This is a genomic window from Phascolarctobacterium faecium DSM 14760 (genome assembly GCF_003269275.1).
Lineage (GTDB): Bacteria > Bacillota > Negativicutes > Acidaminococcales > Acidaminococcaceae > Phascolarctobacterium > Phascolarctobacterium faecium.
On the sequence record NZ_QLTS01000001.1, the window covers coordinates 17,294 to 42,042 of the forward strand.

Annotated in this window: 24 protein-coding genes and 1 riboswitch; all 24 genes read left to right on the forward strand. The window is 41.1% G+C overall.

Translation table 11 applies throughout. From position 1 onward, the window contains the following. The first annotated feature begins 4 nt into the window (after positions 1 to 4). The 24 genes from rfbB to C8D73_RS00210 all read left to right on the forward strand — a co-directional run bounded on the left by rfbB (position 5) and on the right by C8D73_RS00210 (position 24,739). A complete protein-coding gene (gene rfbB, locus C8D73_RS00095) occupies positions 5 to 961 on the forward strand; it encodes a dTDP-glucose 4,6-dehydratase (protein ID WP_113076931.1) in 957 nt (318 codons plus the stop codon). A gap of 145 nt (positions 962 to 1,106) precedes the next feature. Beyond that, a complete protein-coding gene (miaB, locus tag C8D73_RS00100; RefSeq protein WP_113076932.1) occupies positions 1,107 to 2,432 on the forward strand; it encodes a tRNA (N6-isopentenyl adenosine(37)-C2)-methylthiotransferase MiaB in 1,326 nt (441 codons plus the stop codon). Beyond that, entirely contained in the window at positions 2,429 to 5,017 is a 2,589-nt protein-coding gene (gene mutS / locus C8D73_RS00105) for a DNA mismatch repair protein MutS (protein ID WP_113076933.1), read from the forward strand. Before miaB ends, mutS begins: the two co-directional genes overlap by 4 nt. Beyond that, positions 5,014 to 6,942: a DNA mismatch repair endonuclease MutL gene (gene mutL / locus C8D73_RS00110; RefSeq protein WP_113076934.1), complete on the forward strand. Its 1,929-nt coding sequence runs from the start codon at positions 5,014 to 5,016 to the stop codon at positions 6,940 to 6,942. Before mutS ends, mutL begins: the two co-directional genes overlap by 4 nt. Positions 6,943 to 6,944: 2 nt before the next feature. Continuing rightward, entirely contained in the window at positions 6,945 to 7,733 is a 789-nt protein-coding gene (locus C8D73_RS00115) for a class I SAM-dependent methyltransferase (protein ID WP_113076935.1), read from the forward strand. Positions 7,734 to 7,737: 4 nt separating this feature from the next. Beyond that, positions 7,738 to 8,667: a tRNA (adenosine(37)-N6)-dimethylallyltransferase MiaA gene (gene miaA / locus C8D73_RS00120; RefSeq protein WP_113076936.1), complete on the forward strand. Its 930-nt coding sequence runs from the start codon at positions 7,738 to 7,740 to the stop codon at positions 8,665 to 8,667. A gap of 41 nt (positions 8,668 to 8,708) precedes the next feature. After that, entirely contained in the window at positions 8,709 to 8,963 is a 255-nt protein-coding gene (gene hfq / locus C8D73_RS00125; RefSeq protein ID WP_021718556.1) for an RNA chaperone Hfq, read from the forward strand. A gap of 51 nt (positions 8,964 to 9,014) precedes the next feature. Beyond that, complete coding sequence (gene xerD, locus C8D73_RS00130; protein WP_113076937.1) at positions 9,015 to 9,908, forward strand: site-specific tyrosine recombinase XerD; 894 nt, start codon at positions 9,015 to 9,017, stop codon at positions 9,906 to 9,908. 11 nt (positions 9,909 to 9,919) lie between these two features. After that, a complete protein-coding gene (locus C8D73_RS00135) occupies positions 9,920 to 11,188 on the forward strand; it encodes a divergent polysaccharide deacetylase family protein (protein WP_113076938.1) in 1,269 nt (422 codons plus the stop codon). 16 nt (positions 11,189 to 11,204) lie between these two features. Next, positions 11,205 to 12,446 (forward strand): aspartate aminotransferase family protein, encoded by a 1,242-nt coding sequence (locus tag C8D73_RS00140; protein ID WP_170123138.1) that lies wholly within the window; start codon positions 11,205 to 11,207, stop codon positions 12,444 to 12,446. Between the two features lie 13 nt (positions 12,447 to 12,459). Beyond that, a complete protein-coding gene (locus C8D73_RS00145; protein ID WP_021718552.1) occupies positions 12,460 to 12,894 on the forward strand; it encodes a type II toxin-antitoxin system RatA family toxin in 435 nt (144 codons plus the stop codon). An 89-nt stretch (positions 12,895 to 12,983) separates the two neighbouring features. Further along, on the forward strand, positions 12,984 to 13,835 hold the full coding sequence (gene htpX / locus C8D73_RS00150) for a zinc metalloprotease HtpX (protein ID WP_113076940.1): 852 nt from the start codon (positions 12,984 to 12,986) through the stop codon (positions 13,833 to 13,835). Next, positions 13,836 to 14,909, forward strand: coding sequence for a M42 family metallopeptidase (locus tag C8D73_RS00155; RefSeq protein WP_113076941.1), 1,074 nt, complete (start codon positions 13,836 to 13,838; stop codon positions 14,907 to 14,909). A 53-nt stretch (positions 14,910 to 14,962) separates the two neighbouring features. Next, the gene (ndk, locus tag C8D73_RS00160; protein ID WP_021718549.1) at positions 14,963 to 15,376 is read left to right on the forward strand and encodes a nucleoside-diphosphate kinase; all 414 of its coding nucleotides are present in this window, start codon (positions 14,963 to 14,965) and stop codon (positions 15,374 to 15,376) included. A gap of 30 nt (positions 15,377 to 15,406) precedes the next feature. Further along, the gene (locus tag C8D73_RS00165) at positions 15,407 to 15,919 is read left to right on the forward strand and encodes a cob(I)yrinic acid a,c-diamide adenosyltransferase (RefSeq protein ID WP_021718548.1); all 513 of its coding nucleotides are present in this window, start codon (positions 15,407 to 15,409) and stop codon (positions 15,917 to 15,919) included. 155 nt (positions 15,920 to 16,074) lie between these two features. Next, positions 16,075 to 17,934 (forward strand): EAL domain-containing protein, encoded by a 1,860-nt coding sequence (locus tag C8D73_RS00170; RefSeq protein ID WP_113076942.1) that lies wholly within the window; start codon positions 16,075 to 16,077, stop codon positions 17,932 to 17,934. Between the two features lie 9 nt (positions 17,935 to 17,943). Continuing rightward, a riboswitch (cobalamin riboswitch) is annotated at positions 17,944 to 18,126 on the forward strand. A gap of 89 nt (positions 18,127 to 18,215) precedes the next feature. After that, positions 18,216 to 18,812: a bifunctional adenosylcobinamide kinase/adenosylcobinamide-phosphate guanylyltransferase gene (gene cobU, locus C8D73_RS00175; RefSeq protein ID WP_113076943.1), complete on the forward strand. Its 597-nt coding sequence runs from the start codon at positions 18,216 to 18,218 to the stop codon at positions 18,810 to 18,812. Beyond that, positions 18,800 to 19,828, forward strand: coding sequence for a nicotinate-nucleotide--dimethylbenzimidazole phosphoribosyltransferase (cobT, locus tag C8D73_RS00180; protein WP_113076944.1), 1,029 nt, complete (start codon positions 18,800 to 18,802; stop codon positions 19,826 to 19,828). The genes cobU and cobT overlap by 13 nt, the downstream gene beginning before the upstream one ends. Beyond that, positions 19,821 to 20,558 (forward strand): adenosylcobinamide-GDP ribazoletransferase, encoded by a 738-nt coding sequence (gene cobS, locus C8D73_RS00185; protein ID WP_113076945.1) that lies wholly within the window; start codon positions 19,821 to 19,823, stop codon positions 20,556 to 20,558. The genes cobT and cobS overlap by 8 nt, the downstream gene beginning before the upstream one ends. Positions 20,559 to 20,571: 13 nt before the next feature. Beyond that, entirely contained in the window at positions 20,572 to 21,417 is an 846-nt protein-coding gene (locus C8D73_RS00190) for a nicotinate-nucleotide--dimethylbenzimidazole phosphoribosyltransferase (RefSeq protein ID WP_113076946.1), read from the forward strand. Between the two features lie 12 nt (positions 21,418 to 21,429). Next, complete coding sequence (cobC, locus tag C8D73_RS00195) at positions 21,430 to 22,071, forward strand: alpha-ribazole phosphatase (RefSeq protein ID WP_113076947.1); 642 nt, start codon at positions 21,430 to 21,432, stop codon at positions 22,069 to 22,071. A gap of 187 nt (positions 22,072 to 22,258) precedes the next feature. Then, complete coding sequence (locus tag C8D73_RS00200) at positions 22,259 to 22,546, forward strand: zinc-ribbon domain containing protein (protein ID WP_021718541.1); 288 nt, start codon at positions 22,259 to 22,261, stop codon at positions 22,544 to 22,546. 157 nt (positions 22,547 to 22,703) lie between these two features. Beyond that, positions 22,704 to 23,549, forward strand: a complete 846-nt coding sequence (locus tag C8D73_RS00205) for a DUF2156 domain-containing protein (RefSeq protein ID WP_113077344.1) — start codon at positions 22,704 to 22,706, stop codon at positions 23,547 to 23,549. 8 nt (positions 23,550 to 23,557) lie between these two features. Beyond that, complete coding sequence (locus C8D73_RS00210) at positions 23,558 to 24,739, forward strand: GNAT family N-acetyltransferase (protein ID WP_113076948.1); 1,182 nt, start codon at positions 23,558 to 23,560, stop codon at positions 24,737 to 24,739. The last annotated feature ends 10 nt before the right edge of the window (positions 24,740 to 24,749 follow it).

Genomic DNA, 24,749 nt, shown 5'->3' on the forward strand with positions numbered 1-24,749 from the left:
ACTTATGCGTTTATTGATTACCGGCGGTGCCGGTTTTATTGGCAGCAATTATATAAATTGGCATTTACAGCAGTATCCGAGTGATGAAATTGTATGTTTGGACAAGCTGACCTATGCTGCTAATATGGCGGCGCTGGCAGATGTCGTTAAATTAAATAATTTCACTTTCATCCAGGGCGATATTTGTGATGAGCAATTTGTTGAAAGTTGTTTTGCGCAGTATAAGTTCGACGCAGTGATAAATTTTGCGGCAGAGAGCCATGTCGATACCTCTATCAAGTCTCCGTCTATTTTTACTAAAACTAATGTCGAAGGTACAGGTGTGTTGTTAGATGCCTGTGTTAAATTTGCAGTAGAAAGATTCCATCAGATATCGACAGATGAAGTATATGGGGATAAACCGCTTGATTATGACTGGCGTGGGTTTACAGAAGAGTCTCCATTACAGCCTTCCAGTCCTTATGCAGCCTCAAAGGCATCAGCAGATTTGTTATGCTTGGCATATGCCAGAACGTATAATTTAAATGTTACTGTTAGTCGCAGTAGTAATAATTACGGCAAGTGGCAACACACCGAAAAACTTTTGCCTAAAATCATATCTTTAGCAGAGCATGGTCAAAAGGTACCTGTTTATGGTTCGGGACTAAATAAACGTGACTGGTTATATGTGCTGGATCATTGTGTTGCTGTTGATAAAATCATCAGACATGGAAAAGCAGGTCATATTTATAATGTTGCGGCCGGTACTGAGATGTCTAATCTGACCTTTATAAAATTAGTACTGAAAATTTTAGCCAAAGATGAAAATGCAATTGAATTTACAGAAGATAGAGCAGGGCATGATTTAAGATATCCTATGGATTGTGAAAAAATAAAAAATGAATTGGACTGGACTCCGCAATATGCTTTTAAAGAAGCGTTGGATGAAACTGTGGCCTGGTATAGAAGTAGAATGTTGTAAAGCAGAGCATATGCTCTGCTTTTTTGGTTAAAATTTTAATTGTTAAAATTTGCCACTGCTAACCGAAAAAGGTATAATAATATAATATAGATAATTTTGAGAGGCTGCCCATATGCAGTTTCAATTTTAATATGAGGTGTATTCAGTGACTGCAAAAACTTATGCAATTTTAAATTATGGCTGCCAGATGAACGAAAGTGACGCTGAGCATTATGCTGGGCAGCTGCAGGAGCTTGGTTATAAAGCTGCTGAGGATTTTCATGATGCAGATGTTGTGGTAGTAAATACCTGTTGTGTGCGTGAGAGTGCGGAAAAGCGTATTTTAGGGAAAATTGGTGAATTGAAAGGGGTCAAAGCTAATCATCCAGGGCAGATAGTTTGTGTTGCTGGGTGTATGGCACAAAAAGATGGTGAGAAGCTTATAAAAAAACATCCGCAAATCGATTTGTTGATCGGCACGGCTCATGTCAACGGATTTAAAGAAATACTTGCTGAGTATTTGTCTGAAAAGGGTGAGCGTGTTTATAATAGTTTAGAAGTAAAAGAAAGCGAATTTGAGGGTGAGCGTATTCGTCAAAGCGGTTTTTCAGCCTGGATTCCTATTATGTATGGCTGCAATAATTTTTGTACGTATTGCATTGTTCCTTATGTACGTGGGCGTGAACGCAGCCGCAGTATAGAAAATATTGTAGACGAGGTTAGGCAGGCTGTTGCTAAGGGGTATAAAGAATTTACGTTGTTAGGGCAAAATGTAAATTCTTATGGGAAAGATTTTGGTGTGAAAGACCAGTTTGCTAAATTACTGCGCCGTGTAAATGAAATCCCTGGAGTGGAACGGATTCGCTATATGACGAGTCATCCGCGTGATATGCACGAAGATGTTATCAAAGCAGTTGCCGAATGTGAGCATATTTGCGAAAACTTTCATATCCCGTTTCAATCTGGCAGCAATAAAATTTTGAAAGCAATGAACCGCGGTTATACACGAGAAAAATATTTAGAGCTTGTAGCCATGATCAGACGTTATGTGCCTGAAGCTGCTATTACAACGGATATCATTGTCGGTTTTCCGGGTGAAACAGAAGCTGATTTTAGTGATACGTTGAATTTAGTAAAAGAAGTTGGTTTTGATGCTGCGTTCACCTTTATTTATTCCAAGCGTTCTGGAACACCGGCTGCGGCGATGGAAGAACAGGTTCCGTTAGAGATAAAAAAAGCTAGGCTGAATTTATTGATGGAAGCCCAGAATATTTCAAGCTTGCAGCGTAATGAAGCCATGGTTGGCAAAACACTGGAAGTTTTAGCTGAAGGCCCAAGTAATAATAATAATAAAGTATGGAGCGGAAGAACGCGTACAAATAAGCTGGTTTTATGGCCAGTCGAAGGTCGTGATTTTGAGCTGGGGGATAAAGTGCAGGTGCAAATTGAAACTGCGCAGACCTGGCTTGTGAAAGGGAAGGCGGTAGAATGACAACTGCTTATACGCCGATGGTGCAGCAGTACCTTGAAGTAAAGCGTCAGCATGATGATGAATTGCTGTTTTTCCGTTTAGGCGATTTTTATGAAATGTTTTTTGAGGATGCGCTGACTGCCTCCAGAGAATTAAATATTACTTTGACTGGGCGTGCCGGCGGTATGGAAGAAAAGATACCGATGTGTGGTGTGCCTTATCATTCTGTCGATAATTATATTGCAAAACTGATCAAAAAAGGTTACCGCATCGCAATTTGTGAGCAGGTGGAAGACCCTAAAGCGGCTAAAGGGATAGTTGAACGCAAGGTTGTTAAGATCATTACACCGGGCACTGTTTTGAGTGAACAGCTTTTAGATGATAAGCACAACAGATATTTAGTCTTCCTGCAGGAGGATGGCAGTGAATTATGTCTTGCTGCTGCCGATATTTCTACCGGCGAATGCCAATGGTTCAGTGCTGCTGGTGAAGAGCGTTTAATGGCGATACAGGAACAATTGTTTCGCATTCAACCGGCAGAGTTAGTTGCGTATAGCGGTATTGTAAACTGGGAAAATTTAGCAGCTTGGATCAAAAGTAAAGTTCCAGAGTGTGCTGTTTCTGTATATCAGGAAGAAGAAGGTGCACCGCAGTATTTTGCGCAGCATTTTGGCAGTGATGATGTTGCCGATACTTTAGTACATGATACAGTAGAACATTTACTGCGTTATCTGCATGTAACCGTTAAAGCTGATTTGTCGCATATTAACAGCTTATCGCGCATAGCTAAAGAGCAGTTTATGAATTTGGATGCAACAGCTGTTAGAAATTTAGAACTTATAAAGAATATGCGTGATGGTTCTAAACGAGGTACATTATTAGATGTGCTTGATTTTACCGCTACTTCCATGGGTGCCCGTAAACTCCGGAATTGGATAGAATGTCCTTTGCTTGATTTATCACAGATAAGGTCAAGGCAGGATGCGGTAGGAGAATTGCTGACAAATGTACAGATGCGCGGTAATCTGCAGGATAAATTAAAAGCAATTTTTGATTTGGAACGAATAGTTTCACGTATCGAAGTTGGCAGTGCTAATGCACGTGATCTGGTTTCATTGCGTTCTTCGCTGGCGGTGCTTCCAGAAATAAAAAGCTTACTAAGATATTGTAACAGTAAACTTTTACAGCAGTTATGCGAAGATGTACATTTGCATCAGGAGCTGTTTACTACTTTGCTGGCAGCAATTGTTGATGAGCCGCCCTTTTCTGTACGTGAAGGGGGCATGATCCGTAGCGGCTTTGATTTAGAGTTAGATGAACTGCATTCAATTGCCAGTGATAACAAAACATGGATGCAGAATTTTGAACTTAAGATTAAAGAAGAAACTGGTATCAAAACCTTAAAGGTTGGTTATAATAAAGTTTTTGGTTATTATATCGAGGTATCTAAAGGTCAAAGTGCAAATGTACCGGATTATTTTGTACGTAAGCAAACACTTGTAAATGCTGAACGGTATATTGTCCCGGAATTAAAAGATTTTGAGAATAAAATTTTAAGCGCTAAAGAAAAAATCGAACAGCTTGAATATTATATTTTTACACAGCTGCGCGAAAAAATAAGGTCTCAGATTATTCAAATGCAGGAAACTGCTCGTGCTTTGGCCAATATTGATGTTTTAGTATCGTTGGCGGAAGTAGCATTTAAATACAACTATGTGTGTCCGGAATTGAATAATCGCAGTGAAATAAAGATTTATGACGGTCGTCATCCTGTTGTAGAGCGTTTATTGGAACGTGAGATTTTCGTTCCTAATAATACAACCCTCAATAATAATGATGAACGTATGATTATTATTACAGGACCGAATATGGCAGGTAAATCGACCTATATGCGCCAAGTTGCTCTGCTGGTCTTGATGACACAGATGGGCAGCTTTATTCCCGCACGTCAGGCAACTATTTGCCCGGTAGATAAGATTTTTACCCGTGTAGGTGCCAGTGACGATTTGGCGACTGGTCAAAGTACATTCATGGTAGAAATGAATGAAGTTGCACAGATTCTCAGATACGCAACTAAAGACAGTTTGATTATTTTGGATGAGGTTGGACGTGGTACAAGTACTTTTGACGGTATGAGTATTGCACGTGCTGTCATGGAGTTTATTCATGAGAAAATAAAAGCAAAAACATTATTTGCTACACATTATCATCAGTTGATCGCGTTGGAAGACGTGATGAACGGAGTAAAAAACTATTCTGTGGCAGTTAAAGAACGTGGTAATGATATTGTCTTTTTGCGCAGAATCGTGCCTGGCGGTACTGACCGCAGTTATGGCGTACATGTGGCAAGGCTGGCAGGACTGCCTAAAAAGGTCATTGACAGGGCCCAGGATATTCTGGAAGAATATGATAATTGTGAAACTGCCTGCAGCGTTCAGATAACACCCAGGGCAGAAAAAGAAACAGCACCTATGGGATCATTGTTTGCCAGCAGTCTGCAGCAGCAGATTTTAAAAATGGATGTTATGGCGATGACGCCAATCGAAGCCTTGAATGCTTTGTATAAATTGCAGGATGAAGCAAAAAGGGAAGGCGGTGGATTATGAACGAACAAAAAGTGCAATTATTAGATCAAAATACAGCGAATCAGATCGCTGCCGGTGAAGTTGTTGAAAAACCTGCTTCTGTAGTAAAGGAGCTTGTAGAAAACTCTTTGGATGCAGGTGCAGATAATATCGAGGTCACTATTTTTGGCGGTGGTACAGAATATATTCGTGTTGTCGATAATGGCAGCGGTATGTCGGAAGAAAATGCAAAATTAGCAGTTTTAAGGCACGCTACAAGCAAAATCAGAGTTGCTGAAGACCTGCTGCATTTGAACACTTTAGGATTTCGCGGTGAAGCGTTGCCGAGTATTGCTTCTGTTAGTAACTTCCAGCTGCTGACACGTCCTGTTACCGAGGAGTTTGCTACTTCAATAAAAATTGAAGGCGGCGATCAGGCAGAATGTATTGCTACTGGTGGGCACACGGGTACGACGATCATTGTTGAGAATTTATTTTTTAATGTTCCGGCCAGGCGTAAATTTTTACGTACTGTACAGACTGAAAGCCGTTATATCAGTGAATTGATCACAAAATTGGCTTTATCACGCCCTGATGTGCGGTTTAAGCTTGTCAGCAATGATAAAGAGGTTTTGAGTACGCCGGGTAACGGAGATTTAGTTGATACTGTTAAGGCACTATATGGTAAAAATGTTAGTGAGGAGCTTTTGACCGTTGATTTTGCTGACAGCGAAGTTAAGGTAAGAGGTTTTATTGGTAAACCTACTTTACTAAAAGGCACGCGTCAATGGCAGACGTTGCTGGTAAACGGACGTATCATTACTAACAGAATGATCGCCAAGGCGATTGATCATGCCTATCAGTCTCAGATCCCGAAAAGCGGTTTCCCTTTTGCTGTTTTGAATATTACCGTCGATACTGAAAGTATTGATGTTAACGTACATCCTCAGAAGAGTGAAATTAAGTTCAGCGATGACAGTACTGTTTATAAAGCGATGTATAAAGCTTTGACTGATGCATTGACAAGACCTATGAGCGCTAAACCTCAGGACCTGACATTATTGGATGATTCTGAACTGCAGGTATTCAAGTCTGCTGAAGCAGTTGTGGCAGCAACAGAACCATCGATAGTTGTTGAAACACCAGTCGCTGAAACTAAAGTGCCTGAGACAGAGTTGCCGGCCTTAAAAACAACTGAGACAAATATCAGTACAGCAAAGGCTGAGGTTTACTCGGCTTACAAGTCACAACAGCAAAGCGTTTGGAAAGAACCTGAATACACATACAGGCCTCCAAAAACGGAGCCTGTTTATACGATCAGTGAAACTCGTGATGTTTTTGACAAGCAGGATAACATTGCTTCTAATATTATCGACTTCACTGATACCGATAGTGGTGTTGATACGATTTGGCCATTGGGACAGATTGACAGAACTTTTATTGTTGCCCAATCTGATGATTCTTTGTTTTTGGTTGACCAGCATGCCGCGCATGAGCGCATTTTATACGATAAGCTTGTTGCGTCCCATAATGATATTCCGGCCCAGCAGATGTTGATTCCTTTATATATCGATGTTACTGCCCAGGATGTAAATTTGATAGAGGAACATCGGGAAGAATTTCTGCGCTTGGGTGTCGATATTGAGGCTGCAGGCGAATCTATGCTGCGCGTTTCAAGCTTGCCTTCAGATATTAAGGCTGATGATGCCGAGGACTTTGTGCGTGAAATTACTCAAATGCTGAGTGAATTAAGAACGATTAATCCAAGTGATTTGCGTCAGAATATTTTACATATGACTGCTTGCAAAGCAGCAATTAAAGCCGGTGAGGTGCTGAATATGCGCCAAATGCGACAACTGATTATTGATCTTTGCAATACAGAGCATCCTTTTACTTGTCCTCACGGCAGACCGTGTATGGTTGAAATAAATTCTGCCGAGTTATACAAGATGTTTAAGCGAACTTAAACATGCAGAAAACGTTTAAATTTGCAGTAACAGTTGGACGCAGTGAAAATGTTGCCTTAGAAAAACTTGCGCAAACATGGGCAGCAAAATTTGGTGTAAAATATGTGGAACGTGGCAGTAGGGGGTCTTTGGGTTTTTTACTAGATCAAGAACGGGTAGAAGCACTTTTAGTAGCAACAAATAAAGGCCCGCAGGTATATACTGCTTCTGGAACTTTCTTTTTTCATCCAAGTATGGCCGTTTTGCGGGTACAGCGTTTAAAAAAGCACGAGCCTGATCACTTTAGTGCTGCATTGGCTCTTAAACCGGGAATGAGAGTACTGGATTGTACGATGGGGCTGGCAAGTGATGCTGTTGTTGCCAGTTTTATTACAGGCCGGACAGGAAGTGTTTGTGCTGTTGAGGCTTCGCCGTTGTTACATTTTGTAGTTAGCGAAGGCCTGCAGAATTATCAGGCTGAAGATGTTGATTTAAACAATGCCATGCGCAGAATAGAAACGGTATATGCGGAAGCAGATGAGTATTTGTACACTTTGCCTGCCGACAGCTTTGATGTTGTTTATTTTGACCCAATGTTTCGAATCCCGATAAATGCTTCTTCAAATATGGAGCCATTGAGGCCTATTTCCTGTGAGAAACCGTTAACAGAAGCGACTGTTAAGGCGGCACTTAGAGTAGCTCCTTGTGTAGTGGTTAAAGAACGCGGACAAAAATTATTGGAAGCTTTAGGGTGTACGGAAATTCTGGGCGGCCGTTATAGCCGTGTAAAATATGGTATCCGAAGGAGGTAACGGCATGAAACCGAGAGTTGCAGTCATTTTAGGTCCTACTGCAACAGGCAAAAGCCATTGCGGGATAGCCTTAGCCAAACGTCTGAATGGCGAGATAATTTCCGGTGATTCCATGCTTGTATATCAAAGAATGGATATTGGTACAGCTAAACCTTCTGCTGAAGAACTGGCGGCAGTACCGCACCATTTAATCGATATTTTGCCGCCGGATGCTGCTTTCAGCGTTGTTGATTTTAAAGAAAAAGCGGAAAAAATAATTGCTGATATCAATAGTCGTGGTAAATTACCTGTAATTGTTGGCGGTACCGGTCTTTATATCAAGGCCCTGCTTGAAAATTATGAATTTAATACTGTTGAAGAATGCAGTGAACTACGCAGTGAATTGGAAGCATTTGCTGAAGAACACGGCAACAGCGCCTTGTATGAAAAACTGCAGGAACTTGACCTGGAGACCGCTTCAAGATTACATATAAATGATCGCAGAAGAATTATCAGAGCTATTGAAGCAGCACAGAGTGGTGAAAAAATAGCTCATAGGAAGTCGGAGGAATGGCCTTATGAAACTGTTGTTTTTGGTCTGCGAATGGAACGAGAAAGTTTATATGCGCGGATCAATGCCAGAGTTGATAAAATGATGGCAGATGGTCTGGTAGAGGAAACTAAATCTTTACTCGACAGTGGGCTATCATTGGATGCTCAGTCGATGCGCAGCATTGGTTACAGACAAATAGTCTGGTATCTACAAGGCCAGATGGATAAATTGGCAGCAGTTGAGAAATTGAAACAGGCGACACGTAATTTTGCTAAACGCCAATTTACCTGGTATCGTCAGATGCCGTATATTAAATGGTTTGATTTGGAAAAAGAGCCTGTGTATGAAAAGATTATTGACGAGATGCAGCAAACGCTTGTGGAAAAGTTTAAACTGCGGTAAAATTATAACAATAGATAGAAATTATTTTGGAGGGGAAAGCTATGAATAATAGTGGATCAAAGCCAGCAATGAATTTACAGGACAGTTTTTTAAATCATGTGCGTAAGGAAAACCTTGGCGTCATTATTTACCTGATTAATGGTTTCCAAATCAGAGGTCTGGTAAGAGGTTTTGATAACTTTACTGTTATTATTGAAAATGAAGGCAAACAACAGCTTGTTTATAAGCACGCTATATCGACTATTTCGCCGGCTGCTAATATTACAATTATGCAGCCAGAGAAGCGCGAACAATAATGTTTTGAAAAACAGCGCTTGAGCGTTGTTTTTCTTTTTTGAGGATGAAATATGAACGATAAATTAAATTTGTTTTTTGAATATCTGACAGTTGAATTAGGCTTAGCGTCAAATACAAGATTAGCTTATGAGCGTGATTTGCGTTTGTTTAAAGAAGCTTTAGGATTAAAGGATAATGACGCCTTGGCAACTGTATCGCGTGAGCAGGTTATTCGCTATATGACAGGTTTGAAAAATAAAGGTTTAGCCGCAGCAACGATTGCCAGAAAACTTGCTGCTATAAAATCTTTTTATCGTTTTATGACAGCAGAAGGGTATTTGGAGATTGATCCTGCGGAAGTTGTAGAAGCTGGAACAAAAGGTATCAAGCTGCCAAAAGTTTTAAATCAGGAAGAGGTTTTGAAGCTTTTGGAACAGCCTGATTTGAGAACGGATGAAGGCTATCGTGACAGAACGATGCTGGAAGTGCTTTATGCAACGGGAATGCGTGTTTCTGAATTATTGGGTTTGCCTGTCAGCGGCGTTAATCTGCAAATGAAGTATATCATCGCTTTCGGTAAAGGATCTAAAGAGCGGTTAATACCCATTGGCGGCATAGCAGTTGAATATTTGGATAAATATCTGAATGTGGTAAGGCCCAAACTGCTTCATACTAAAAATCCTAATGTAAAGAATTTATTTTTAAGTATGAGCGGAAATGAAATGACAAGGCAGAGGTTTTGGCAAATCATTCGCGGTTATGGGCATCAGGCAGGATTAAATAAGGAGCTTACACCACATATGCTGAGGCATTCCTTTGCAACACATTTACTTGACAATGGTGCTGATCTGCGGTCTGTCCAGGAGCTTTTAGGGCATTCGGATATTTCTACGACACAGATATATACGCATTTGACAAATAAACGCCTGCGCGATATTTATGAAAAAGCGCATCCGCGGGCATAGAGGAGGCTACTATGGCAAGAAGGACTAATAGAAAAAAAGGGTCAGGAGGAGGTTTTGTACTGACTTTGATTTTAGTATTATTAGCTATAGCTGTTGCTGGAGGCATTTATTATGCGGCGAGCAGAGACGGAGAAAAAGATGTGCTTGATAAAGGCTTGACTGGTTCTTCTTCGGTTGATTTGCGGGAAGAGTCCAAAGAAGCGCATAGGGCAGTCGATGATATTTTATTATCGAAGGATAACTGGCAGTTAACTGATAATGGTCGTGAAGATCAGCACGAACGTATGAAAGAAACAGGTGGAGAAGTTGTCTGGAATAAGCGGCAGCTGGCTATTGGAGTTCCGCCAAGTACTGGATTAGAAGGTGCGGCAGCCTGGCTTGGCGAAAAGATTTCCGGTACGAAAATGATTGTTCTCAATCAGCGTGAGGCTACTTATAATGGTTGGGAAGCTGTACGTATGGAAATTGCTATTTCAGCTAAAGCAGGAACTGGTAAAATGAATTTTATCACCGATACGGTTTACTTTTATCATAACTTAAATCTGACTAAAGAAGATAAAGATATCAAAGAAGACGAAAGTACGAAGAAAGATGACAAAAAAACTGCTCAGAAATATCATGGAAAATTGGCTGTCATTATTGACGATTGTGGTTACGATCTGGCACCGGTGAGAAAGCTGGTCAATTTGAATGCGCCTTTCAGTTACGCTATTCTTCCCTATAAAGATTTCAGCAGTGACGCTTTGCATGTTATAAAAGGCGGCGGTCAGACTGCGATGCTGCATTTGCCTATGGAACCTATGGACAGAGCAGCTATGTCTGAGGGTAAGATTACAATCTTGACTGATATGACTGCTGAACAGGCGCAGCAATTAACTCGGAAAGCGGTAGAGAGTTTACCAGGTATCGAAGGTGTCAATAATCATCAGGGTTCTAAAGCAACAAGTAATGAAGCAACGATGAAAGCTGTACTGAAAGTTTTAAAACAACAAGGCTTGTTTTTTGTAGACAGCAGTACATACTCTAAATCTATAGGTGATCAGGTCGCACGCAGTATGGGTGTTCCTACTGCCCGTAACAATATATTTTTGGACAACAGTTCCGACGAAGATGACATTATTGCTAAAATATGGCAGGCTGTAGAAATGGCGGACAGAAATGGAAGCGCTATTGCCATTTGTCATGCCAGACCGCATACTGCCGCAGCGTGGAGCAAAGTTATCGACGAGGTAAATGCATCTGGTATTCAATTAGTTCCTGTAAGTAGTTTATTGAAGTAGTCGGAGGATTATACATATGTATGTTGAAGAAACGATCAGTAAATATGAAAAATATATTAACCCTGCTCAGGCGAAATTATTTCGGTTTATGGGATTGGCAAGCGTTGAAAGATATGCAGAGGGGTGGACTATAACTGACAGCGAGGGCAAACAATTCATTGATTGTCTTGGCGGCTACGGAATGTTTGCGTTAGGACATCGCAATCCTGATGTCGTAGCTGCTGTAGAAGCAGAACTGCATAAAATGCCAATGAGCGGTAAAGTGCTTTTTAACAGACCTATGGCAGATCTGGCTGAAAAACTGGCTTTAATTACTCCCGGTGCTTTGCAATACAGTTTTTTCGTTAACAGCGGTACAGAAGCTGTTGAGGGATGCCTGAAGGTTGCGCGACTGGCTACAAAAAGGAAAAAGTTTATTGCGGCAAGGAATGCGTTTCACGGAAAAACTTTTGGTTCGTTGACAGCTACTGGCAGAGATTTGTTTAGAGATCCGTTTAAACCGCTGCTGGATAATTTTACACATGTAGAATATGGGGATATAGATGATCTTGCTGAAACTATTGATGAAGAAACAGCTGCCATTATTTTAGAGCCGATTCAAGGGGAAGGCGGCATTATCGTTCCGCCGGAAGGTTATTTTAAAGCAGTAAGAGAGTTATGTGACCAATACGGTACTTTACTGATTGCGGACGAAGTACAGACTGGTATTGGCAGAACCGGGACCTGGTTTGGGGTTGAACATGAGCAGATAACTCCGGATATCATGGCTACGGCTAAAGCGTTAGGTGGAGGGGTGATGCCGATCGGAGCTATAACCGCTACGGCTGATGCCTGGGCTGGATTAATAGAAGCACCTTTTTTACACACTTCAACTTTTGGCGGTAATCAATTAGCGTGTGCTGCTGCCAATGCTGCGCTGAATTACATTGAAAAAAATGATGTGCTGGATCGCAGTGCTGCGGCGGGGGCATACTTTAAAAAAGGGTTGGAATCAATTCAAAAAGATTATCCTTCGGTCATCGCAGAGATCCGCGGCCGCGGAATGATGATCGGAATTGAGCTTACAAAAGAAGGCGCCGGTGGAATGCTGATGTCGCTGATGATCGATAAACGAGTTATTATTGCTTATACTCTAAATAATCCTAAAGTTATTCGTATTGAACCGCCTCTGATCATGCCTACAGATGTTATTGATCAGGTTTTGACTATCTTTAGAGAAGCTGTCAGCAGTACGGCTGAAGTGATTGAAGATTTATAAAAGGAGCAGAATTATGCCTTGCGTAGAAACAAAGATTGTGATCAACGGCGATAGTAAGCCTATTTTTGAAATTATAAAAAATATGGAAGCTTACCCCTCTTTTATGCATGATCTGGTGAGTGTAGAAATTTTAGAACGCGGAGAAAATACTACTGTTTCACATTGGGTATCTAATGTTGATGGTCGTAAAATCGTCTGGACTGAACGCGATACCTTTTATCCGGAAGAAATGCGTATCACTTATTGTCAGACCGAGGGTGATTTGAAAAAAATGGAAGGGGAATGGAGACTTGTACCCGTGAGTGAAGGGACAGAAGTTTCCCTGCTGGTAGATTTTGAATTTGGTATTCCGATGATTGCCGGGCTGTTAAATCCTATTTTAAAGAAAAAAGTTCGTGAAAACAGTGAAAATATGTTGACAGCTGTTAAAGCGCAAATTGAAAAATAGTGCAGTAATTGGTATAATATGCTATAAGACTTACGCAGGTCTTATAGATAATGTTCGATAGTTTTTATTTTGAGGAGGAACAAAAAAGTATGAGAACAGCTTTTTTAATGACGGCTCTTACTGTGTTATTGGTACTGGTCGGAGATTATTTCGGCGGTGCCCGCGGTATGATGATGATGCTTATCATCTCCCTCGCCATGAATCTATTTTCGTACTGGAACAGCGATAAACTGGTTTTGGCACAGTATAATGCCAAACAGGTTGATGAAAAAAGTGCGCCTGCTTTATATAAAATGGTGCAGCGTTTGGCGGAAAGAGGCAATTTGCCGATGCCTAAAGTATATATTATTGACAGCCCTGTGCCGAATGCATTTGCAACCGGCCGTAACCCTGAACATGCTGCGGTTGCAGTAACTACCGCTTTGGCCAATGCCTTAGATAAAGATGAGATTGAAGGCGTTTTGGCACATGAATTGAGTCATGTCAAACATGGTGATATTTTAATCGGTACAATAGCTGCATCTATGGCAGGTATTATTACGACGCTATCTCACTGGGGGATGTTCTTTGGTGGTGGCGACAGAGACCGCAATAGCAGCAGTGCTATTGTTGGTTTGGCTATGATGATACTGGCGCCTTTGGCTGCAGGTATTATTCAGATGGCTGTTTCGCGTTCGAGGGAATATATGGCTGATAAATCCGGTGGTGAGTTAAGCGGTAATCCGGATGCTTTGGCTGACGCTTTGCTGAAAATAGAATCGTATGCAAAAAACAGAACGATGCCGGGAGCTACTGAAAATACTGCTCATATGTTTATCATTTGCCCCTTTAGCGCAAAAGATATGCAGCAGTTATTCAGTACACATCCCAGCACCGCAGACCGTGTGGCACGGTTACGCGCGCAGGCCAAAGCTATGCGCAGCAGTGGAGGTGCGAAATAATTGGATAAAAAATTAACTTGGTTAAAACAGCTTTCTGAAACCTGCGGTGTTTCAGGATTTGAAACACCAATTAAAAATTTGCTTCAAAAGCGGCTGCAGGGCAAAGCCAAAGTATCTTATGATAAATTAGGCAGCGCTGTTTTTACTAATGAAGGTCAAGGCAAGGACTTGCCAAAAATTATGCTTGCCAGCCATATGGATGAAATTGGTTTTATGGTTAAGCATATAACAAAAGAAGGTTTTTTAAAATTTACTTGTTTAGGTGGCTGGTGGGAGCAGGTTATGCTGAGCCAGCGCGTTACTGTACACGGTAGCAAGGGTGATCTTGTTGGCGTTATCGGCAGTAAACCTCCACATATACTGACACCGGAAGAACGAACAAAAGTGGTTGCCAAGCGCGATATGTATATTGATATTGGAGCTGCCGACGAAGACATGGCTCGCAATTTAGGAGTTTTCGAAGGCTGTCCAGTGACGCCATATGCTGAATTTGCAGTTATGGGCGATGGTAAAACTCTGCTTGGTAAAGCCTGGGATAATCGCATCGGCTGTGCAGTCATGGCAGACGTTATGGAAAATATCGGCACAAAGCATCCTAATACTGTATATGGTGTAGCGACAGTACAGGAAGAGGTCGGGTTACGTGGTGCTCAAACAAGCGTTAATCTGCTGAGCCCTGATGTTGCTTTCGTTATTGATACATGTGTGTCTGGTGGTACGCCAGGTGTAAGTGATGATGTAGCTCCTGCGAAATTGGGAAAGGGTATTGCTATAACAATTTTTGATGCTGGTATGATTCCCAATACAGCATTGCGTGATTTTGCAAAAGAAGTTGCTGAAGAATTGAAGCTGCCAACACAGATCAGTATTTCAGAGGGCGGTGCTACTGATGGCGGTCGTATACATTTACACGATGCCGGTGTTTTGACATTAACATTCAGTATCCCTACCCGTTATATACATAGTCATCAATCCATTATTCATATGGATGATTATCAAGGTGCTGTTCAGCTGATCACAGCAATGATCGAGAAACTGGATAAGAAAAAGTATCAGCAGCTTTTAAAAGGCTAAAATCGTTTTGCGATTTAGTATAAATTAAAATAGTCTAGATAGGAGAGATTCCAATGCAACAAACACTCGTACTCGTAAAACCCGATGGTGTCAAAAAAAATCTGATTGGTGAAATCATCGCTCGTTTTGAACGCCGCGGCTTGAAAGTTTCGGCTTTAAAATTAGTAAAAATCACTGAAGAACAAGCTAAATATCATTATGCTGAACATGAAGGCAAACCTTTCTTTGGTGAATTGGTTGAATTTATTACTTCCGGCCCTGTTGCAGCAATGGTTATTTCCGGTGAGAATGCAATTAAAGCGGTTCGTGGCCAGATGGGTGCTACTAATCCGTTAGATTCTGTTCCTGGTTCTATCCGCGGCGATTACGCGCTGACTATCGGCGAAAATATCGTTCATGGCAGTGACAGTGAAGAATCCGCTGCACGCGAAATCAAAAATTTCTTTAAAGCTGAAGAAATTTATTAATTTAAAATTTTCCGGAAGGATGGTGACAAAATGAAAGCAGCAGTATATACCAGAACTGGTGACAAAGGCACTACCGGACTTTATACAGGCGAACGTGTACCAAAACAAAGCATGAGAGTTGAAGCTTACGGTACAGTTGATGAGATCAGTTCGGCGCTTGGCCTGGCAAGAGCTACAGTCAGACGCGAAGATGTCAGGGAAACGATTTACAAAGTTCAGCAGCTTCTGATGTCACTGATGGCTGATATAGCAAGCTTGAATTTGCCTGAGCCTTATATCAAAGAAGAGCATGTGAAAATGTTTGAAGAAACTATCGATAAATTCGATAATATGCTCCAGCCTTTGAGTCATTTTATCATCCCCGGAGGCACCCCCGGATCAGCTGCTTTGGACATCGCGCGTACAACTACTCGTCGTGCCGAGCGCTGTCTGCTCCGCTTATCTGAAACAGAAGAAGTCAATCAGCAGGTTCTTATCTGTTTGAACAGACTTTCTGATTTATGTTTCATTTTATCAAGAGTTGAAGTAGAAGTAGAAGCTTAAAACAAAATGACCATAGGTTCGGTAAGAACTGTATGGTCATTTTCTTTTGGGTTAAATTACTTTAAAAATGTTTTGAAGTAGTTAAAAATGTAGTATTTTTTATACGAAAGATATATACTTACTATAATTATATTGAAAGATAATGGGAGATTACTATGAATTTTTACCTGTTGTCGATAATTGCTTTTGGTGTGTTTGTAGCAATTCTCTACCTTAAGTCTTCTGAACATCAAAGAATGTTGTATTCGCAGAAATATGTACGTGATAAAGTAAGCGGTACACTGGGATTTGATAAGTTTAAAGAAAAAGCGGATGAAATGCTGCAGCGCAAAAAAGAGCTTTTGGCGCTAATACATTTAGATATTGACCCTTACCATGATATCGTTGATATTTATGGGCGTGAGACAGCAGATAATGTTTTACGCATTTTGGGAACAGAGCTTAACCGACGTGTTGTGAAGGGATATCTTACAACAAGACAGGCCGGAGATAAGTTCTTTTGCCTTGTTCCTTTTACAGATGAAGAAACGCATAATAATTGGTTTGACGGATTATCTGATATGGTAGAAAGCGAAGTCAAGCGTATTTGCAATGTCAGCATCAAATTGCGCGGAGATCTTTATGTATGTCGAGTCGAAGACTCGCTGGAAGATGCAATGGTAAAAACTGTTGCTCAGCTCAACAAAAAAGTTTTTCACAAATGCTGCCGCAGTTTCTTTATAATCAATGATTTTGAATTCACAACTGGTTATAATTCTCTTTCTGAAGAAGTTTGCAGTGCTCTTAATAATAAAGAGTTCACTGTTTATTTTCAGCCGCAATACAATATCTATACTAATGAGATTGTTGGTGCGGAAGCTTTACTGCGCTGGGAGCATCCTACGCGCGGGATAATTCTTCCGGAAGTTTTGATCCCTATCCTTGAAGATAATAACCAGTTATCTAAATTTGAAAATTTTGTTTTTGAAGAAGTCTGCCATTTCTTAGCATTACGCCTTGCCTTGGGGTTACAGGTTTTTCCAATCTCCTGTAATTTTTCATTTGAACATTTTAAAGATGAAAATTTTATTGATTCTTTAAAAGAAGCTGCCGATAAGCATAATGTTCCGCACAAGCTTTTGGTAGTTGAGCTTGCTGAAAGATTATTGGCTGATGATGTGAATTTTGCTGGGATGCAGGTTGACGAGCTGAAAAATCAGGGATTTAAGATTGCTGTTGATAATTTTGGCGCCGGGTATTTGTCTCTGCGTATTTTAAGTGATATCAGCGTTGATATTTTAAAAATAGATAAAAGAATGCTTGCCGCCTGTGATAATGATAAAGATATCAAAATCATCAAAGGGATGGCAGCTATTGCAAAAGAATTGGATATCACGATGATTTGTGAAGGTGTTGAAACTGAGGCACAGGTTGCGATAATGAAAAGTGTTTCCTGCAATATAGCTCAGGGATTCTATTATTGCCAGCCGTTGAGAAGGCCGCAGTTTGAAAATCTGCTTAATTTAAGTAAGATTGAAATAGTTAATGCTGAACGTCGCAGCATCAGCGGTTACGGACGTACTGTAAAATTACCATCATACAGAGATTTGGGCGATTTATTCCCGCAGATGTATGATTTTGCAATTGAATTGAATCTAAAAGATGGACGCTATTCAAGAATGGCTTTTAATCCTACAGGGAATGTTTTTATTCCGTATACAGGTGATTATAAAAATGATTACAAGCATATCGTTCAGGAATTGCTTTATCCTGAAGATATTGAAAAATTTACGGCTCAGCTTGATTTTGACGTTTTATCTGCAAATTACAATAATACTCCTGATTATTCTGGCTGCGAATGTCGTTTCGTCGGAGCGGATGGTGTAGCTCAATGGTATGAAATCAGGGTGTATTACTGGTTTGGACGCAGCCGTGTATTGATTACCGTAAGGAATGTTAATGACGCCCATGATTATTTAGATGAAGAATATGAAAAAATGCTTTGCAGGTCAGCAGGACTTTGCAAAAGAATGTAGAATATATAGTATTGGAAAAAATCAACAGGTGTGCCGATTGCGGTCGGCGCTTAATAGGGAAGACCGGTGTAAATCCGGCGCAGTCCCGCTACTGTAAAGGGAAGTTCACTGCAATATGCCACTGGGAAACTGGGAAGGCGCAGCTGAATGTTGAACCTGAGCCAGGAGACCTGCCTGTTACGGGTATCTTACACCTACGGGAGATAGGTGGATACTTGCATAGGTTGTTTATTTATGCCCTCTCTCGAGAGGGTATTTTTATTTTGAAGGGAGGCTTAAGGATGTGTAAAGAAATGATTTTAGTAACTGGCGGTGCACGAAGCGGCAAAAGTGAATTCGCAGAGCGTTTTGTTTTGCATTATGGATCTAAATGCGCTTATATAGCTACGGCTGAAATCTTTGACGACGAGATGGCTGAACGTGTTCGGCTACATCAGGAACGTCGTTCTCCCCAAAGATGGAATAATTATGAAGCACCTTATGCTGCCGAACAGGTGATGGTTGAGGCAGGTAAGGAAGCGGATGCAATTTTGTTTGACTGTCTTACTTTGTATATGAGTAATTTGATGTATGGCAAGGTTGCAATTGCAGGAACTTTTGAAGAAAAGGTAACATTTGTCAAAGGTGAAATTGTAAAATTACTGGAAGCCGCCAGAAAAACAGAAAAACTGGTAGTATTTGTTACTAATGAAGTTGGCGGTGGTATCGTACCGGATAATGTTATGGCACGTGAGTACAGAGATCTTGCCGGATGGATAAACCAGCAGGTTGCCGATGTATGTGACAGGGTCTTTTATTGTGTCGCCGGTCAAGCTGTTGATCTAAAGAAAATGGCATTTAGTTTTGATGATGAAGGAGCAGAGCAATGGAAAAAATAATGATTCCACCGTTGGATAGCAACGCTGCAGAAGTAATAAAAAATAACTGGGCTAAAATGGATAAGCCGCTGCATAGTTTAGGTAAGCTGGAGGAAATGGTTGAAAAATATGCTGCCATGACTGGGACGGCATTGCCTGATAAAATCAAAAGTGCAATGCTGTTAATGTGCGGCGATCATGGAATTGCCAAATATGGCGTAAGCGCATATCCGCAGGAAGTAACTATGCAGATGATAAACGGTTACATGAGAGAAACTGCCGGCGCTAACGTTATGGCACGTCATGCCGGTGCCGATGTTTTTGTGATCGATGCAGGTACGGCTTTTGACTTGAGTGCAATGCCTAAAGTTCATCAGGAGAAGGTTGCCTGGGGTACAAAAGATTTTACACAGGGACCGGCCATGACAGTGGAGCAGGCCGAAAAAGCATTGAAAGTTGGTATGAAGGTAGCAGATGAATGTATTGATAAAGGTTATAACTTATTAGTAACAGCAGAAATGGGAATCGGGAATACTACATCGACCGCAGCAATCGTTTCTGCATTTCTGGGGTTGCCGCCCGAGCTTACAGTAGGAAGGGGAACTGGTATCAACGATGAACGCATGGCGATAAAAAGAAAGGTCGTCGCTGATGGTCTGGCTAAAAATCAACCACGTTTGGGCGATGCCATGGACATCCTCTGTAAGGTTGGCGGTTATGACCATGCCGGGTTGGCGGGGATGATTTTAGCTGGCGCCAGACGCCGTATTCCTACAATGGTAGACGGTGTAAATGCGACTGCCGCTGCTTTGCTTGCATACGGACTTGAACCAGCCTGTGCTGATTATATGCTTTGTTCACATCTTTCTGCTGAAATATCACATGCAAAGATGCTGGAGGTTTTGCGACTTACGCCGATAGTTGACGCGGGTATGCGTCTTGGCGAAGGTACAGGAGCGTCTTTGGCGATTGTTATTTTACAGATGGCGATCAATACCTATAAAGAACTGTATAAGCGTGGTGGCATGCATGCGTGATTTTATCACTTGCCTGGAATTTTTGACGCGAGTGCGTTTTTCAAAACGGACAGATTGGCGTGACGAAGATTTTTCGCGCAGTGTGCCGTATTTTCCCCTGGTAGGTTTGGTTATCGGATTCCTTTTGGCAGCAGTAAACTATAGCCTATTTTATATCGAAACGCCGCTTTTTTTACGGGTAACGCTTTTGCTGCTGGCCGAGATCATTATTACCGGCGGGTTGATGTACGATGGTTTTATGGATACTGCTGACGGCGTTTTTTCTGCCCGCAGCCGCGAGAGAATGCTGGAAATAATGAAAGACAGCCATGTTGGTTCTAATGCTGTATTGGCAATAATTATTTTGCTGCTGCTCAAAATAGCTGCCTATCTTGAACTTAGCGGTGAAACACTGACCTGGGTTTTACTGACGATGTCCGTTGCGACACGAACTTTTATGGTAGTTTTTATTGTCAATTTTCCCTATGCGCGTAAAGAAGGAATAGGGCATATGTTTACCAAGTATGCCAAACCATTTTATACGTATATTGCTTTTGCAGTATGCGCAGGTATTATTGCGGCCTGTGGTTTACAATATCTGGCGGTGGCAGGAATATGTTTTACTGTCACTTTGATAATAGCGCAATATTTAAAAACACAGTTAGGCGGACTTACCGGTGATACATATGGTGCACTGACTGAATGCGGCAATGTGATTTACTTACTGACAGCAGTATTCTTACTAAGATAAGGAAGGTTTAAAGATGGATATAAATAATATTATTGAACAAATAAAACCAATCGATCGTCAAAAAGTAGCGGAAGCACAAAACAGATTTGACAATCTTATCAAACCGGTCGGTTCACTTGCAAAACTGGAAGCTATGGTTTCGCGTTACGCCGGTATTATCGGCAGTGCTGATAAAAAATCTGTTCAATATCCTAAAAAAGCTTTGTTTTTGTGGAGTGCTGACACAGATTCTGTTGCTAAAGCGATGCAGGAGGAGCTGCCTGTTGTTTTGCTGGCACGAGAAGCTAAAGCAGAGGTTTACCCATTGCTGGTCACATCTTGTAATCTTGAGGAAGCGCTTGAAGAAGGCGCTATTCTGACAAAAGAATATATTGTCAGTGATAAACTGCAAATGCTGGCCTTGGGAAGTCTGGAAAAATATACTCTTACAGAACAAACAGAAGCATTTTTACGGCTGGAAGGAATTGAATTTCTGCAAAAGCTTAACGATCCGGTAATAACCGCTATGACTGGTGCTGTTTTACAGGCTGCTGCCTGCAAGGTACCTGTAATGCTGGATGGTATCGCTACATGCCTGGCTGCTGTCGGAGCCTGCAAATTAGCTCCGGTAGTTCTTGAATATTGTATGGCAGGGCATGTGTCGGCAGAACCGGGTATGGAAAAATTATTGAATTGGCTGGAGCTATCTGCACCGCTAAAGTTGGATATTAACAGTGGGGCGGGAGAAGGCGCAGTTTTAGCTTTTACCTTGTTTGATGCAGGCATTAAGGCGTATAATGAAATGGAAACATTTGCTGAAGCAGGAGTACATGCTGAAGTGGAAGAATTTGCGCATTCAGTACAGGTAAAAAGTAAATAATAAGGAGGCAATATGGGCAAGATATATCTTATAAGGCACGGAGAAACAGAAGCTAATAAAACATTTCAATTTCAAGGGCACATAGATAATCCTCTTAACAGCAAGGGTCTGTGTCAGGCTGCAGCATTGGGACAGCATTATGAAAATATTGTATTGGACGAAATTTATTCAAGCTCCATGCAGCGAGCCAGACAGACTGCAGCACCTTTGGCTGAAGCTCATGGACTTACTGTTCAGCCTTTAGATGAACTGAAGGAAGTTTGTTTTGGCGAATGGGAAGGTTTGAGCTATGATGAGATCAAAGCAAAATGGAGTGATCAGTTAGAGTTGTTTTTTAAACAGCCGGCACAGTGCAGAATGCCAGGCGGGGAATCATTCGACGATGTTGCATTGCGGGTTCGTTCTGTCTGTGAAGACCTTTTTAAAAATAACAGCGATAAAAATATAGCAATTGTTTCTCATGGCGGCGTTATAAGAGTACAGCTTTGCCTTTTACTGGGGCTTGATATCAATAAACTGTGGGTGTTTGGCGTACATAATGCCAGCACAACCTGTATTGGTAAATGGCAGGACCGCTTTACAATTGAGTATGTAAATGATACACATTATTTAAATGATAATGTAAACTCCGACGGAATAAAATATCCTAAATAATTATAAATTTTAAAATGTACATTTCTTGTTGACTTTTATCTTTTTTTTAGATATACTGCTTATAGTATATCTCAGTGGTCCGGGTAGGGTTCCGAACTTCTTCCATGCTACATACGCAACATGAGGAAGCAGTGGTAACATCTATAAGTCCTTATGGGGTATGTTTAATGTAAGGAGTGATTAACCAATGAAAGAAGACAAAACCTTAGTATGCCGTGAATGCGGCACCGAATTCGTATTCTCTGCTTCCGAGCAAGAATTCTACGAAGAAAAAGGCTTCACAAATGAACCCGGCCGTTGCCCTGGTTGCCGTCAAGCTCGCAAACAACGTATGGGCATCAACAACGAGCGCCCGGCTCGCGAAATGTTCCATGCTACTTGCGCAGAATGCGGTCAAGACACCGAAGTACCGTTCCGTCCTTCCATGGATCGTCCGGTATATTGCCGCGAATGCTTCAATGCTCGCAAAGGCTAATAATTAATGAAGTTAAAAAACCAATTGCTTAGGCAATTGGTTTTTTCTTTAGTAAATAGACAGTTTTATGGTATAATATCAGAATAGGAAAGTTGTGTATCTTAAGGAGGTCCTTTTTATTTTAGAACTAAAAAAAATAACATTGGCTGACAGGCCTTTGTTCGAAAGTTATTTATCACGTCCTGACCAACGGGGTTCTGAATGTGCGTTTACAAATTTATTTGTATGGCAGGACTGTTATGGCATTTACTGGACAGTAGTACATGACTTTCTGGTGATCAAGGTGAAACGCAACGAAGTGGATTTCTTTTTGCAGCCTTTTGGCGGTAAAGATGAAGATCTGCCTAAATTGTTTGCAGAAATTAAAGAATATCATGAAGGCAAGCCTTTTGAGATCCATGGTATTTATGACGATGGCAAAGAGCGGCTGGCAAAAGCTTTTCCAGAGATGGAATTTATTGAAGATCGTGATAATTGGGATTATGTTTATTTGCGTGAAAAACTGGCTAGTTTGTCTGGGCGTAAATATCATGGTAAAAAAAATCATTACAATGCGTTTAAAAAAGAATATCCCGATTATGTTTACGAACCGATCGGACCAGAGAATTACGAAGAGTGCAAGGCTTTTGGTGATGAATGGTGCGAAAAACGTGTTGGCGAAGACGAGAGCCTGCGCTGTGAGCAATGTGCTATCCATGAAGCGATCGATAATTTTGAAGCACTTGGTTTGCGCGGCGGCGCTATCCGTGTCAACGGAAAAATTGAAGCATTCAGCTTCGGTAAAAAAATCAATGACGACACGGCCGTTCTGCATGTAGAAAAAGCAAATCCTGATATCCGTGGTATTTATGCGGCAATCAATAAAGAATTTGCCGAACATGCATGGGGGGATGTAGTTTATTTAAACAGAGAAGAAGATATGGGGCATGAAGGGCTGCGTACTGCTAAGGAATCATATCATCCTGAATTTATGATCAAAAAATATTCGTCTGTTTTTAAATAGGTGTAAATATGGATTTTCGTATTATTAATGACGAAACTTTACCTAAAATAATGGAATTATGGGATTATTGCTTTGAAAAAAACGATACTCCTTTTTTTAAGTGGTATTTTAATGAATACTGCTTAAAAGAAAATATGGTGCTTGGCGGCTTTGATGAAAAATCCGGCAATTTGATGAATATGCTGCATTTGAACCCTTATACTATCAATTTGCGTGGAAGGGATTTGAAATTGCCTTATATTGTCGGCGTTGCAACAGCGCCGGAATACAGGGGCAGACATTTATTTGCTCCGCTTCTGGAAACTGCTTTTTCGGTTTTACGGGCTCAGGGTCAGGCATTTGTTTTATTAATGCCGATCAGTGCCGGTATTTACCGTCCATATCAGTTTGATTACTGTTATTACAGGCATCGTTACGAGATGCCTTTGGCCGCATTACCCAAAGGCGATAAAGTTTCTGATATGACACTGCACCGAACCGGACTGGAGAAGGCCGAAGTTTTCCAAAAGGTCTATGATACCGTGACTGCAGCTTATCACGGCGTAGTAAAACGTGATTTAAAAAACTGGCTGCATTTACTGACAGTTCATCAGGGTGAACAGATTAAAGCGGTGCTTGTTAAACGCGGCGAAAAAGTTGCTGGCTATATGTTTTACAGTATTGATGATAAAACATTTGCTGTGCAGGAACTTATGGCAGAAGAAACAGCGGCGCGTGATTCTCTGCTGCAGTTTGCCAGACAGCATGTTACTGAAGCTGAAAATTTCAGCTGGCTGGCAGAAGTCTGGGATAAAACGTATCTGCATTTACAGGATCAGAAATATGCTGGCAGTTTGCAGCCGTTTATGATGGCACGCTGCATTAATGTGCGTCAGGCACTTTTACAGCTGACTGACATAGCTGCAGATGTACAGGGAACATTATCTTTGCTGATAAATGATAAAACCCTGCCTCTTAATAACGGGTTATTGAAACTGGAAATAAATGCCAGTCAGATCAATATTAAGAGTACAGTGGATATGCAGGATATTGAAATGGATGTAGCAGCCTTTACACAGTTATATTTTGGTCAGTTTTCCGTACAGGAACTGGCTGCTGAAAACAGGCTGAAGATACATAATCAGGAAGCGGCTTCATTGTTAGACAGGCTGTTTCCCAAGTGTCATAATTATATTAACGAGTATTTTTAACCGCATCTTA